Below are 14,180 nucleotides of genomic sequence, written 5' to 3'. Positions count from 1 at the left end.
GGGACCGAGAAAGAATCATTGCCGGGCCTCTCCCACCGATATACGTTCCGAACCGTGCGTGCGCTGCACCGAGTGCGCCTGGACGCAGGACGGGAGAACTCCGCGATGCTCATGACCGGCCCCGGGACCGATGAGCGAGTGCCGCTCGACTCGATCGATCTCTACGATCCACGCCGATTCCAGACCCATCCGCAACACGTCGCGCTCGCGACGCTGCGCGAGGTGGCACCCGTGTGGGCGCAACACACCCCCACCGGCGCCCGGTTCTGGTCCGTCACGCGCTACGACGACGTCGTGCGCGTGCTCAAGGACGCGCGTCGCTTCAGCTCCGAGCACGGCACCATCCTCGACGTCACCGGCGGGGACAGCGCCGGCGGCAAGACGATCAACCTGATGGACCGCCCTCGGCACACGGCGGTACGCACACCCGCGTTCCACACCATGACCACGAACATCCTCGCCCAGCGCACCGAACGCATCCGCGAACACGTGCTGCGGATCATCGAACCGCTCGAAGCGGGCGGCGAACACGACTTCGCCCGGACGATGTTCGACCTGCCGATGGCCGCCGTCGGCGAGATCCTGGGCATTCCCCGGCAATACTGGGCCGACATCCCGCACTGGACGATGGCCGGAGTGGCTCCCGACGACCCGGAGTTCGCGAAGGGTCGGACCGACCGGACGCTGCGCGAGGCACACCACGACCTGTTCGCGATGTTCAGCGAACTGATCGCCGACCGCCGTCGCGAACCCCGCGACGATCTGGTCACCCGGCTCGCGCACGTGGAGATCGACGGCGCGCCGATGGACGACAGCCTGGTCCTGCTCAACTGCTACAGCTTCGTCATGGGCGCCACCACCACGACGCCGCACACCGGTACCCACATGCTGCTCGCGCTGATCGAACGCCCCGAGGTGTGGCGGCGGATCCAGGAGGACCCGCAGTGCGCGGCGGCGGCCGTGCAGGAGGCGCTGCGCTGGTCCACGCCGACCAACCACCTGATGCGCCGCACCCTGACCGACGTCGAGATCGCCGGAACCCGGATCGACGCGGGCGAACTCGTGGTGGCCTGGGTCGCGTCCGCGAACCGCGACGAGCGGGTGTTCCACGACCCCTACTCGTTCCTGATCGACCGCACGCCCAACCCGCACATCGCCTTCGGTATCGGCCCGCACTACTGTGTCGGCGGCCCCGCCGCCCGAGTCGCGCTCACCGTGCTGCTGGAGGAACTGGTGCGCCGCTTCGACCGATTCGAGTCGGCCGGCGATCCGGTGCACCTGCGCTCGAACTTCATCAACGGACTCACCCGGCTGCCGATCACGGCCCACCCGCGAGCCGCGGCGGTCGCGGCGGCCGGGGCGAAGGAGGTGACCCGGTCGTGACGGCCACCCCGACCGAAGCACTGCCCGCGACACCGGTACAGGAACAGATGTGGCTCGTCGACGAGATGGACCGCGAGGCCGCCGTCTACAACGAGCACCTGGCGTTCCGGCTGACCGGCCCGCTGTCGGTGCCCGCTCTCGAAGCCGGTTTCGACCTGCTCGTCGAGCGGCACGCGGCGCTGCGCACGATCCTGCCGGTGGACAAGGGCCGATTGCGCCAGACGGTAGTGGACCCGTGGTCGGTACGCCTGGACGCGCCGCCCGACTTCACCGGCCGTCCCGAGGACGCGCTCGACTGGGCCCGGCGGTTGGTGGAGGAGCCGTACCGGCCCTCGCTGACCCCGCCGGTACGGTTCGGCCTGGCCCGGCTCGGCCCGGACGAACACCTGCTCGTGCTCGCCTTCCACCACGAGGTGATGGACGCCGGCGCCGCCGCGCAACTGCTCGACGAACTCTCCCTCGCGTATACCGCGCACCGGGGCGGCCGTCGCCCCGACCTGCCATCGGTCCGCGCCGACTACCGCGATTTCACCCGCTGGCACGGCGAACTCCTGGACAGCGGCGCCCTGGACGCCGAGCGCGCCGCGTGGATCGCCGAACTGGCGGACGCCCCGCACGTGTTGCGAATGCCCGAGGATGCCCCCAGGCCGCCCACCAAACGAAACCGCGGCGCGCTGGCGATCCACCCCTTCCCGGCGGGCCTGGTGCCCCGACTGCGCCGGTTCTCCGCCGGCCATCGGGTCACTCCGTTCCATACGCTGCTCGCGGCGTTCGCGACCGTGCTGCACCGGCACACACGCGCCGAGGACATGGTGGTCGGGATCTGCGGGGACGGCCGGCCGGAAAAGTACCGGGACGTGGTCGGACCGCTGTCCTGCATGATCCCGGTGCGCATGCGCACGCCGGGCGACCTGCCGTTCGCCGACCTGCTCGCCGCCGCCCGCGACGCCACGCTCACCGCGTACGACCGGCAGTTCATCCCCTTCCGCCAGGTGGTGCAGGAGAGCCTGGTCGGCCGCGACCCCGGCTACTCCCCGCTGGTCCAGGTGGTCTTCAACGCGCCGCCGCTGCACTTTCGCCCGGACACCTTCCCGGGCCTGACCATGAGCGTCGTCCATGTGCCGCGCGGCCGTTGCCGATTCGACCTGCTGTTCAACCTCGAATGGCACGGGGACGACGTCGTGGCCACCGTCGAGTACGACACCGCGATCTTCGCGGCGGCCGGCGTCGAACGGCTCGTGGACCACGTCGCGACGGCCGTGGAGTCGGCGATGACCGACCCCGACGCGACCCTGGACACCCTGGAACTGGGGCCCGCCCCGGCCGCCTCGGCGCCCCCGCCCACACCGGCCGCCGACGGCGACGGGCACACCGTGCCCACCCCGTCCGGGCCGGTCGTGCTGCGCGTGGATCCGGCCTGGCCCGGCGGCGACCGCGGCGAGGTGACGGCCGTTCCGGGCCGCGCCGAGGTGCGTGAACCCACCGGCCGGCCCGCCCCCTGCGGCCTGGAGGGTGTGCTGCACGTCGACGCGGCCCCGGTGTCCGCGCCGGACGGCGGTGCACTTCGGGTGCGCCGGATGGAGAACGGTCGCCTGCTGTGGCGGATGGTCGACCCACCCCGCGAGGACCGGCCGGCGCCGGTCGGCCCCGCCCCGGCGCGGGCACGGCGCGCCCCGGCCGTGGAGCGGCGCGTCGTCGCGCTGTGCCGCGAACTCCTCGACGACGACACGATCACCGGCGAGGACGACTTCTTCGCGGTGGGCGGCCACTCGATGATCGCCTCGCGGATGACCCAGACGCTCGCCGAGGAGTTCGGGGCCGACGTCCCGCTGCTCTTCGTCTTCGAGCACCCCGAACTGCACACGTTCGCCGCCGCGATCGCCGCCCGGCACCCCGATGTCGCCGCCGCCCTGGCCGAGTTGGAGACGCTGACCGACGACGAGATCGAGGCACTGGCGGACGAGCCGGACGAAGCCGCGCCGAACGCGTCCACGCCGCTCGTCCCACCCGTGCCCAGGGAGCGCACGAACGCACTGGGCGCCGCCGAGGAACCGTTCTGGCTGATGGAGCAGTTCGTCCCGGGCAGCGCGGTGAATACCCTCACCCTGTCGCTGCGCGTCGAGGGCCCACTCGACGAGGGCGCGCTGGAATGGGCGTTCGCCCAGGCGATCGACCGCGAGGAGATTCTGCGCACCACCTACCACCTGGGCGAGGGGGACGTCGCCCCGAGCCGACGGGTGCACGACGAAAACCCGTTCACGATCGAGGTGGTGGACCTGCGCCGAACCCCCGCCGAGGAGCGCGAGCAGGCCGCCGCGCGGGTGGCTGCCGAGCGGGCGGACCGCGGCTTCGACGTGTCCGAACTGCCGCTGATCCGGCTGACCGTGGTCCGTCTGGACACCGGCACCCGCGACCTGCTGCTGACCTGCCACCACCTGGTGATGGACTACTGGGCGGTGACCAAGGTGCTGTTCCCGCAGATCGCCGCCTACTACCACCGGCGCACCACCGGCGAGGGCGAGTTGCCCGCGTCGCGCACCACGACCTTCCGCGACGTCGTCGCGGCCGAACGCCGCCGCGCGGCGACCGGCGGCGCGGAGGAGCAGCGTCGCTACTGGCATCGCCGCCTTGCCGGCCTGCGCGAATTGAGCCTGCCCACCGACCACCCCCGCCCGCAGACGCCGTCCTTCGACGGGGACGTGGTGTACCGCCTGGCGCCGCCGGCCGTGCGCGACGCGGTGTACACCTTCGCCGCCCGCGAACGGGTCACCCCGTTCATCGTGGTGGCCGCCGCGCTGTCCGCGGTCGTGCGGCAGTGGTCCGGGCAGGACGACGTACAGCTGCTCACCCCGTGCGAGAACCGCCTCGACCTCGACGCGGCGGACGTGATGGGGGCGTTCGTCAACCTGCTCGTGTTGCGCTTCGACGACTTCGCCCCGGACACCACCTGGCGCGAACACCTGACCCGGACCCGGGCCGTGGTGGCCGGCGCCTACGCCAACCAGTCCTGCCCCGCCGGTGACGCACTGCGGGCCGCGGGAGCGGACTCGCTCGTGGTCGGCGGGCGCGGATCGTACGTGACGCTCAACGTGTTCCAGGCCGAATCCGGCTTCACCCTGACGGGCTGCCGGGTGCACCCGGGGCGCATCGTGGCGAACACGAAGGCCAGTACCGACCTGGAGGTGTCCACGCTGATCGTCGAGGACGGGCTGCTGTTCGACGTCAAGTACCGCACGGCGCTGTGGGAACGCGCCTCGGTCGAGCGCTTCGCGGCGGCCTGCGAGGCCGCGCTGCGCGCGCTGGTCGAGAACCCGGACGCCGCCCTGTGCGCGCCGGTCGAGGACCCGGACGCCACCTTGCGTGCGCCGGTCGAGGACCCGGACGCAGCCATGCCCGGTCGTCCCACGGGACACGCCTGACATGGCGGCCACCATCGATCCCGCCGCCTTCGACCGGGGCCGGGCGGGCCGGCTCACCGTGGTGGGCCCGCCCGCGCGACCCCGCGTGGCCCTGGGCAGCGCGATGGCCCATCACGGCGAGATCCTCCAGGGCGTCTTCGAACGCGACGACGGCCGACTCACACACGCCGTCGTCTCGCTGCCCCTGCCCGCACTGCATGCCCGCGCCACCTTCGTCCCCGAGCGCGCCTTCGGCGTCACGGTCAGCCCGGTGTGGAAGACCAAGGCCGCCGGCGCCGCCGAGGAGACGCTGCGCCGACTGGGCGTTCGTGCGGGCGGCCGGCTGAGCGTACACAGCTCGATTCCCGTCGAACGCGGCATGGGCTCCTCCACCGCCGACGTGGTCAGTACGATCCGCGCGGTGGCCCGCGCATACGGCCGCGTGCCGACCGAGGCGGAGGTCGCGGCCCTGGCCGTGCGGGCCGAAGGCGCCTCGGACGGCGTGATGTTCGGACACCGCGCCGTGTTGTACGCCAACCGGGACGGTTACGTCCTGGAGGACCTCGGCGGCCCGCTGCCGGCCCTGGAGGTGCTCGGCTTCGATGTGGGCGGACCGGATGTGGACACCATCGCCCAGCCGCCGCGCGTGTACCACCCGCACGAGATCGAGCACCTGCGGCAGTTGCGCACGATGCTGCGCCGCGCGGTGACCGAGGCGGACTGCGCGCTGCTGGCCCGCACCGCCACCGCCAGCGCCCGGCTCAACCAGCGCTTCCTGCCCCAGGCCGCGCTGCCGCTCGCCGAGCGCATCTGCCGCGCGGACGACGGCATCGGCGTCCAGGTCGCGCACAGCGGCCGGGTCCTGGCCGTGCTGTTCGACCCGGCCGCCCCCGAGCTGGCGGCCCGGGTGGCCGACGCCCGGCGGCGACTGCGGGCCGCCGGAGTACGACGGGTGTGGTCGTTTCGTACCGCGTCCGCAGCGACCGGGACACCGGTCGGGCCGTGCGACGCGGACAATCGTGAGGAACTGTGGTGAGGACGTCGATCCCGATCCTGCTGACCCAGGACGACCTACGGATCCTGGCCCCGGACCGGCCCGAACAACCGGACACGGGCCGGGCCGGCCCCGCACCCGCCGAACCCGGCGCGGCGGACCCGGTGACCGACCCCGGCCGGCCCGCCGAGGGCGACGGTTGGGACGACGACGGGCCCTCGCCGTTGTGGAGTTGGCGATGAACACCGTCGAACAGGACCGACTGCTGCCCGCCGACGTCGTGCCGCGCAACACCCCCGGCGGCTCCGACCGACCCGGCGCCGTCCTGGTGACCGGTGCGACCGGCTTCCTCGGCGCCGCCGTGGTCGCCGAACTCGCCGAGCACACCGACCGACGGATCCACTGCCTGGTCCGCCCCCGGGACGGCACCGCACAGGAGCGCCTGGAAGCGGCGCTGCGCGACTTCGGCCTGTGGAGCGACGCGTGGTCCGGCCGGGTGACCGCGCTCGCGGGCGACCTGGCCCGGCCCGGCTGCGGCCTGTCCGACGTCGACCGGCGTGTGGTGCTCGACGACGTCGACACGATCCACCACTGCGGCGCGGGCGTGAACGTCAGCTACCCGTACGAGGCGCTGCGTGCCGCCAACGTCACCGGCACAGTGGAGGTACTGCGCCTGGTGTGCGAGGGCCGACCCAAACGGCTCGCGCACGTGTCCACGGTCTCGGTGCTCTACGGACGAGCGCCCGGCGATCGGGAAACCCCGGATGTCGTACCGGACTTCGCCGAACTCGGGCCGGCCGGCGCGCTCGGCGGCTACGGACTGAGCAAGTGGGTGGCCGAGGACCTCGTCGCCCGGGCCCGCGAACGCGGCGTGGACGCCCTGGTGTTCCGCCCGGGCGCGCTGGCCGGGCACACCCGCACCGGGGTGTCCAACCCCAACGACTACGCGTGGCTGTTCCTGCGTACCTGCGCCGCGATGGGCGCGGCCCCGTTGGCCGGCGCGCCGCTGTGGTGGGCGCCGGTCGACCACGCGGCGCGGGCTGTCGTACGGCTGACCGACGCGAGCGTGGCAGCGGCGCCGCCCGCCTACCACCTGATCGCGCCCGAACCCACCCGCTACACAACGCTGTTCTCCTGGCTGCGCCGCTTCGGCCACCGGCTGCGCCCCGTCGACTTCGCCCTGTGGCGGGGACGGTTGCTCGACGCGGCCGTCGCCTCGGACCGGGACGAGGTGCGGCGGATCGCGGCCACGCTGCCCGGCTCGTCGGCGGGCGGCGCCGCCGCGATCCCGGATGTCGCCTCGGACCGCACCGACGCCGCGCTGGCCGAACTCGGCGTGCGCTGCCCGGTCCTGGACGAGCCGCTGGCCCGCAGGTACTTCGAAGTCGGCGTCGCCCGCGCGGAGTTGGCCGCCCCCGAAACGATCGCCATGGCACCACGAACGTCGAGGAGAGGACCATGACCGGATCGAACGCCGCGGCGTACAACGCCGTCGCCGAGGTGTACGACGAGTGGACCGGCCCATTGCCCGACACCCCCGCCACGGTGGAGTTCCTGGCCGGACGCGCGGGCAAGGGCGCGGTCCTCGAACTGGGCGTCGGCACCGGTCGGGTGGCCCTGCCGCTGGCCGCCACGGGCCTGGAGGTGATCGGCATCGAGGGCGCCGACAAGATGATCGACAAGCTCCGACAGCGACCCGGCGGCGACACGTTCCCGGTGATCCTCGGGGACATGGCCGACGTCGCGGTCGACCGTACGTTCTCCCTGGTCTACATCGTCTTCAACACCTTCCTGTGCCTGCTCGACCAGCGCGACCAGGTGCGCTGTCTGCGCAACGCGGCCGAGCACTTGGAGCCGGACGGCACCCTGGTCACCGAGATGCACGTCCCGGACCTGACACGCACCGACGCCGACGGGCAACGCCTGGCCACCGGCAGCGTCGAGCGCGACCGGGTGTTCCTGGAGGCGACCATGCACGACCCGGTGCGCCAGCGGATCCGGACCCAGGTGGTCGTGGTGAGCGAGCGCGGCATCCGGCTGTATCCCAATCAGGTCCGGTACGTCTGGCCCGCCGAACTGGACCTGATGGCGCAACTGGCCGGGCTCGAACCGGTCGACCGGTACGGGGGTTGGACGGGCGAGCCATTCACGGCCAAGAGCACGCGGCACGTGTCGGTGTTCCGCAAGGCGGCGTGACCCCGCCGCACACCCCCACGAACGGCGCGGCCCCGCCCCTCTCGGGCGAGGCCGCGCCGTCGTTTCGTGGTGCCCTCACGTCCGGGCCGGCCACCGCCGCTCCTGTGCGACGGTCTCGGCGAAGCGCGCGGCGAGTTCGTGCGCCGCGTCCGGGGCGAGCAGGTCGACGCGGTGCTGCAGCAGGCCGACGAGATCGTCGCCGTCCGCCCACAGGTCCACCGACACCGGCAGCGCGGTGCGCTGGGCGCCCTCGCTCGGGGCGGCCTCCGGCTGCGGCGACACCGGCTCCAGCCACACCCCGGGGCCGATCTCGCGCGGCGCGGGCAGGGGCTCGCGCAGGGTCAGGGCCGACCAGGGCAGGGCCCGGCGCAGCTCCGGCATGCCGCCGAGGCCGTCCTCGTCCAGGAGGGCCTGCGCGGGCACCGTCGACGCGGCCGACGCCGGGACCGGATCGCCGCCCGACGGCCGATCCCACGTCGACAACGTCAGGGTGGCCAGCGGCGCGACCAGATCACCGGTATCCGCCGAACGCCCCGACTCGACCCGGGCGACCACCATCGACGACCCCCACTCCGGGGGCAACACGCGCAGCAGCGCCCGCGTCAACACACTCTCCCGGACCGGGCCGGCTGCCGCCGCCGCGTCCAGCCGGACCGGCACCAGGCCGGTGTCGTAGCCACCCTCGGGGACCGGCACGAAAGCGTCCGCCGCGGCGCGGAACGCGGCGACCGCGTCGGCCAGGGCCGTCCCGGACGCGGCCTCGCGGCGAGCCCGGGCCAGTGGGGCGAACCGCGCGGCGTCGTCGGGTTCGGCGGCGGGATCGCCCGCGTACGCGTCCGCGAACTGCGACACGATCACCCCCAGCGACGCGACGTCCGCCACCGCGTCGTGCACCCGGATCTCCAACTCGAAACGCTCGTCCGCGAACTGCCGCAGCGCCGCCCGCAGCAGCGGCCCGTTGGCCAGGTCGAACGGGGCATCCATCGCCTCGTTCGACCCACCCGCGTTTGCCGGCGCGTCGCGCAGATCCTCCTCGAACACGTCGAACTCCACGTAGGGCGAGACGAGTTGCCTGCCGTCCCGGGCGACCGGTGCGAACCGGGTACGCAGGCACTCCTGACGTCGCACTACCGCCGCCAGCGCCTCGACCACCCGCCCGGTGTCCACGGCGCCGGTCAGCGTGGCCCGCACCGCCAGGCCGGGGGAGGTGATCCCGGGCACCAGCCGCTCCGCCCTGCACAGCGCCCGCTGCTCCGGCGACAGCTCCACCTCGCGCTCCCGCGTCTCGGCGTCGTCGGCGGGCGACGCGGACGCACGATCGATGACCTCGGCCCACGCGCGCACGGTCGGCTCGGCGAACAACTCCCAGACCGGCAGCTCCAGCGCGTACTCGGTGCGCAGCCGGGAGACCACCTCCATGGCGAGCAGCGAGTGACCGCCCAGGTCGAAGAAGCCGGCCCGGGCGTCGACCTCGGCCAGCCCGAGCACCTCGCCCCAGACCGCGGCCACCGCCTTCTCGGTCGGGCCGTCGGGCGCTCCGTCGGGGTCGGGCCCGGCCGGGTCCGGCGCGGCCTCGGCCGGCTCCTGCCACGCGAGCAGCGCCGCGTGGTCGACCTTCCCGTTGGCCGTCATCGGCAGCGCGGGCAGGAACGACAGCCGATCGGGCACCATCGCCTCGGGCAGCAGGCGGCGCGCGTGCGCGCGTACGTCGGCGGCTGTCGGTGCGTGCCCCGGCTCGGCCACCAGATAGCCGGCGAGCGTATCCCGGTGCGCAAGTACCGCCGCCTGGCGGATCGCGGGCGACTTCTCCAGCGCCGCGACCACCTCGCCGGGCTCGACACGATGGCCGCGGATCTTGACCTGGTCGTCGGTACGCCCGATGAAGTGCAGGTCGCCGCCGGAGGTCAGCCGGACCACGTCGCCGGTGCGATACATCCGCGCGCCGCGCACTCCCGAGAACGGGTCCGGGACGAACTTCTCGGCGGTCAGCGCCGGTCGCCGATGATAGCCGGAGGACACCTGGAGGCCGCCCACGTAGAGCTCACCGCGCGGGCCCGGCGGCAACAACTCCCCGTCCGGATCCAGGACATAGAGCCGCGTGCCCGGGATCGGACCGCCCAGCGGCAGTCGGTTCGGATCCGAGATCGGCGCGAACGTCGCGTAGACCGTGGTCTCCGTCGGGCCGTAGCCGTTGTGCAACGACTCGGTCCGCGCCAGGAGTTCGCGGGCCAGCCGCTCGGTCAGCTTCTCCCCGCCGCCGAATGCCCGCACCCGGCGCCGACCGTGGGTCCCCAGTCCCGCGAGCACCAACATGCGCCACAACGACGGCGTGGCCAGGACGGTGGTGACCCGATGCCGGTCGATCAGATCCAGCAGCAGGTCGGGGTCACGCGTACGCTCGTCGGGCGGCAGCACGACCGACGCGCCCGCCGCCAAGGGCACGAAGATGTCCGTGACCGACATGTCGAACGCGATCGAGGCCACCGACAACACCACGTCGCCCTCGGCGAGCGCCGGACCCCGCGCGCGCAACGCCCGGACCAGGGTGGCCAGTCCGCCGTGCGTGGCCACCACACCCTTGGGTGTGCCGGTCGAGCCGGACGTGTAGATCACATACGCCGGGTCCGAGGGGAACAGACGTGTGGGGCGGGCCGGTTCGTCCGGCGGTTCCGCGTCCAGGCGCAGTGCCGGGGCCGCATCGATCACCGCCGCCGGCGCGCCCTCGTCCACCAGCACGAGTTCGGGACGGGCATCCGACAGGGTCAACGCGATGCGCTCGCCCGGATGGGCGGGATCCAGCGGCACGTACACCCGACCCGCCCGCATACAACCCAACGCCGCGGCCACCAACGACGCGCCGCGCCGCCCGCACACCGCCACCCACCCGCCGGGGGAGACCCGCCCGGCCACCGCCGCCGCCCAGCGGTCCGCCGCCGCGTCCAGGGCGGCGAACGAGGTCTCGCCGTGCGCGTCGAAGACGGCGGCCAGATCCGGCGAACGGCGCGCGATCGCGGCCACCGCCCGGGGGAGGGACCCGATCGCCGGGTCGGCACGGTCGGCGCGGTCGGGGTTCGGCTCGTCCGCACGATCGGGAACAGGCATCGCCATCCGTTCCGAGGCGACTCGGCACGCGCCTCATTTCCCGGAGAAATCGCATTACTTGCACGATTACCTCGGACCGGGGAACTCCGCAAAGATTCTGTCGGACATCTGTACGGAATCCTTCCCGGGCACGGATGCCGGCGGATATCGGCGTAGCATCGACAGGCATTCCCGACCCGACGCGTCCGAGAAATCGATCGAACGAAGAGGTGCGCTCGTGAATGACGGCGACAGCGAACAGGTGGACCGGGAGCGGGTGCTCGCGTTCCGCGCGGCCGGCCAACAGCTGACCGACGCGAGTGCGGCGCCCGACCTGTGGGCCGCCGCGGCTGCCGCAGGCGCCCAGAACACCCCACCGGGCAACGGGTCGATCGCGCTGCTGGCCCGCGTGCCGGGACTGACCGTCGACGAGGTGGACCGGGCCCTGGCCGAGGACAAGTCGCTGCTCCAGGCGTGGGCGGTGCGGCAGTCGCCGTACCTGTTCCCGACCCGCGACCTCCCGGTGTTCACCCGGCCGATGTTGCCCGAGGACGAGGAGTCCTGGCGGGTGGCCGTGCAGGGCTTCGTGCCGATGCTCGACGGGATGAAACGTTCGGCGGTCGACGTCGTGGAGCTGACCCGGGCGGCGATCGAAGACGCCCTGGACGGGCAGGTGTTGACCAAGCGCGAATTGGGGGTCGCGCTGGGGAAACGTATGCCCGACGAGTTCTCCGGATGGTTCGAGCCGGACACCTTCAGCGGCTTCACCGCGATCCTGGCCCGGGCCATCTCGCTCACCGGCCTGTTCGTGATCGCGCCGCGCGCGGGCCGCGAGGCGTCGTTCGTGCGGACCGACCAGTGGCTGGGCAAAAAGCCGCCGCATCGGTCCGCATCGGCCGCGCGCAAGGAGTTCGTCCGCCGCTACCTGCGCGCCTACGGACCCTCGACTCCCGAGCACCTTGCCGAGTGGGCGGGCACCGCGCAGCCGGTCGCCGCCAAGGCGTGGCAGGCGGCGGCCGACGAGCTGCGCGAGGTGCGCGTCGACGGCCGCACGACGTGGATCCATCGCGACGACCACCGGGCGCTCGTCGACCCGCCCGAGGTGCGCGGACTGCGCGTCCTCCCCGCCTACGACCCGTGGCTGCACCAGCGCGACCGGGAGACCGCCGTCCCGGACGGCGCGCTGCGCAAACGGGTCTGGAAGCACACCGGCAACCCCGGAGTGGTGCTGCGCGACGGCGAACTCGTGGCCCTGTGGCGGTCCCGAAAGAGCGGCCGCACGCTGCGACTGACCGTGGAGACGGTACGCAAGCTGCGCAAGGCGGACCGGGAGGGCATCGAGCAACGCGCCGCCGACATCGCGCCGTTCCGGGGCTGCACACGAGCCGAGACCGAATTCACGGACTGAAACCGGGGCCGGACCCGCGTCGGGACCAGGCGTGTGCGCCGAGGGAGCGACAGATCCGACAAAGATCTCGCGCGAGCGAACCGCCCGTGTTCGAGCATGTGGTGGCGTCCGTCGTACCGCGCGCCCGCCGGTCGGGCGAGGCGTGCCCGATCGCGAGGAGACCACCGTGCAGTCGCAGCCGCGACCACCCACCACGTCCCGCCGCCGCTCGTGGCTCGTGTCCACGGCCACCGTGCTGGCCGCCGTGGCGACCACCCTGGCCGTACCGTCCTCGGCCGTCGCGACCCCCGGGCCCGCCGTGCCGAAGCCGACCTGGACCGGCTGCGGCGACGGCTTCGAATGTGCGACCGTCGGCGTCCCGATGCGACCGGGCGCGGCCGACGGCAAGACCGTCGACCTGGCCCTGATCCGCATCCCCGCCCGGGACCGGGCACACCGCATCGGCACACTCTTCGTCAACGGCGGGCTCCAGGGCGGCAACGGCGTGGCCCTGCTGCGCACCCGCACGGCCCCCTTCGCCGCCCTCGCGGACCGCTACGACGTCGTCGGCTTCGACCAGCGCGGCCAGTCGAACAGCGTGCCCGGCGCGCACTGCATGAGCTACGAGCAGGAACGCGAGATCGAGGAACCGCTCCCGGCCTACCCCACGCTCGCCGACCGCCCGGCCAAACTCGCCGAAGCCAAGGCGCTGACCGCCGCATGCGCCCGCAACACCGATCCGACACTGCTGCGCACGATGAGCACCGCCGACTCGGCCGCCGACCTGGACCTGCTGCGTCGGGCCGTGGGCGACGACCGGCTCCACTACCTGGGCCAGTCCTACGGCACGGTGCTCGGGCAGATCTACGCCGCGCGCTACCCGCACCGGGTCGGTGCGATGGTCCTGGACGCGGCGATCGACGCGCGCGACTACGTCGTTGAGCCGCTGCGCTTCGACCGGGAACAACTCGCCGCCGGCGAGTTCGCGCTCGGCCGCTTCCTGAACTGGTGCAAGGGCAATCCCGCGCTGTGTCCATTCGGGGCCGGGGACCCGGTGAGGGCGTTCGACGCGCTGGTGGACAAGCTGGAACGCAACCGGATCGCCCACCCGGGCCGGCACGACATCCTCACCGGCGGCCTGCTGCTCACCCAGGTCATCGGCGGACTGACCGCCTCCGAAGGTTGGCCGCGCTTCGCGGCGTACCTGGCGGCGACGGCCGCCCAGGACGTGCCCACCACCGAACCACCCACCGGCCCGGACGACGTGACGGCCCAACAGCTCGCGAACTCCTGCCTCGACCGGGACGTACCCACCGATCTGCGCGTGCACGACCGGCACTTCACCGCGTCCGCAACGGCGTCGGCGCACTTCGGGCGGCTGTACGGCTACGGCGAACTCAAGTGCGCGCAGTGGCCGGTCCGGCCCGCGCACCGCTTCGAGGGCCCCTGGCGCTACACCGGACACGACCGCGCACTGGTGATCGGCGTCGACGGCGACCCGCTGGCCCCGCTCGCCTGGGCCCGCGATGTGACCGAAACGATGAACCGCGCACGCCTGTTGAGCGTCAACGGCGATGGGCACACCGCGTACGGACGAGGCAGCGCGTGCGTCGACGACGCGGTCCGGACCTACCTCACGTCCGGCCGGCTGCCGGATCGGGGCGCGACCTGCACGCTGCCGGCCCCGAGTGCGACGACCGCCAAGGGTTGACCCCACCGCCACGAGCCGACCTGCGAAAGA

9 protein-coding genes are annotated in these 14,180 nt (G+C 73.1%); 8 read left to right on the top strand and 1 reads right to left on the bottom strand.

What is annotated here, in order from left to right:
- Positions 1-54 precede the first annotated feature (54 nt).
- Genes ACFXKZ_RS14830 through ACFXKZ_RS14805 form a run of 6 tightly spaced genes read left to right on the top strand, consistent with a single transcriptional unit; the run spans position 55 to position 7,971 of the window.
- Complete coding sequence (locus tag ACFXKZ_RS14830; RefSeq protein ID WP_380000284.1) at positions 55-1,383, top strand: cytochrome P450; 1,329 nt, start codon at positions 55-57, stop codon at positions 1,381-1,383.
- On the top strand, positions 1,380-4,802 hold the full coding sequence (locus ACFXKZ_RS14825; protein ID WP_380000282.1) for a condensation domain-containing protein: 3,423 nt from the start codon (positions 1,380-1,382) through the stop codon (positions 4,800-4,802). Before ACFXKZ_RS14830 ends, ACFXKZ_RS14825 begins: the two co-directional genes overlap by 4 nt.
- Before the next feature lies 1 nt (position 4,803).
- The gene (locus tag ACFXKZ_RS14820; protein ID WP_380000279.1) at positions 4,804-5,817 is read left to right on the top strand and encodes a hypothetical protein; all 1,014 of its coding nucleotides are present in this window, start codon (positions 4,804-4,806) and stop codon (positions 5,815-5,817) included.
- Positions 5,814-6,017 carry a hypothetical protein gene (locus ACFXKZ_RS14815; RefSeq protein ID WP_380000277.1) on the top strand — a complete coding sequence of 68 codons (204 nt, stop codon included), beginning with the start codon at positions 5,814-5,816 and terminating at the stop codon, positions 6,015-6,017. Before ACFXKZ_RS14820 ends, ACFXKZ_RS14815 begins: the two co-directional genes overlap by 4 nt.
- Entirely contained in the window at positions 6,014-7,237 is a 1,224-nt protein-coding gene (locus ACFXKZ_RS14810; RefSeq protein WP_380000275.1) for a thioester reductase domain-containing protein, read from the top strand. The genes ACFXKZ_RS14815 and ACFXKZ_RS14810 overlap by 4 nt, the downstream gene beginning before the upstream one ends.
- Positions 7,234-7,971 (top strand): class I SAM-dependent DNA methyltransferase, encoded by a 738-nt coding sequence (locus tag ACFXKZ_RS14805; RefSeq protein ID WP_380000273.1) that lies wholly within the window; start codon positions 7,234-7,236, stop codon positions 7,969-7,971. Before ACFXKZ_RS14810 ends, ACFXKZ_RS14805 begins: the two co-directional genes overlap by 4 nt.
- A 75-nt stretch (positions 7,972-8,046) precedes the next feature.
- Here ACFXKZ_RS14805 and ACFXKZ_RS14800 read toward each other — a convergent pair whose 3' ends face one another.
- On the bottom strand, positions 8,047-11,073 hold the full coding sequence (locus ACFXKZ_RS14800; protein ID WP_380000271.1) for an amino acid adenylation domain-containing protein: 3,027 nt from the start codon (positions 11,071-11,073) through the stop codon (positions 8,047-8,049).
- Positions 11,074-11,290: 217 nt separating this feature from the next.
- Between ACFXKZ_RS14800 and ACFXKZ_RS14795 the strand changes: the two genes are divergently transcribed.
- A complete protein-coding gene (locus tag ACFXKZ_RS14795; RefSeq protein WP_380000269.1) occupies positions 11,291-12,460 on the top strand; it encodes a winged helix DNA-binding domain-containing protein in 1,170 nt (389 codons plus the stop codon).
- 166 nt (positions 12,461-12,626) lie between these two features.
- On the top strand, positions 12,627-14,150 hold the full coding sequence (locus ACFXKZ_RS14790; RefSeq protein WP_380000267.1) for an alpha/beta hydrolase: 1,524 nt from the start codon (positions 12,627-12,629) through the stop codon (positions 14,148-14,150).
- The last annotated feature ends 30 nt before the right edge of the window (positions 14,151-14,180 follow it).

The organism is Embleya sp. NPDC059237, assembly GCF_042754105.1.
GTDB lineage: Bacteria > Actinomycetota > Actinomycetes > Streptomycetales > Streptomycetaceae > Embleya.
This window is presented reverse-complemented; position numbering and strand designations above follow the sequence as displayed.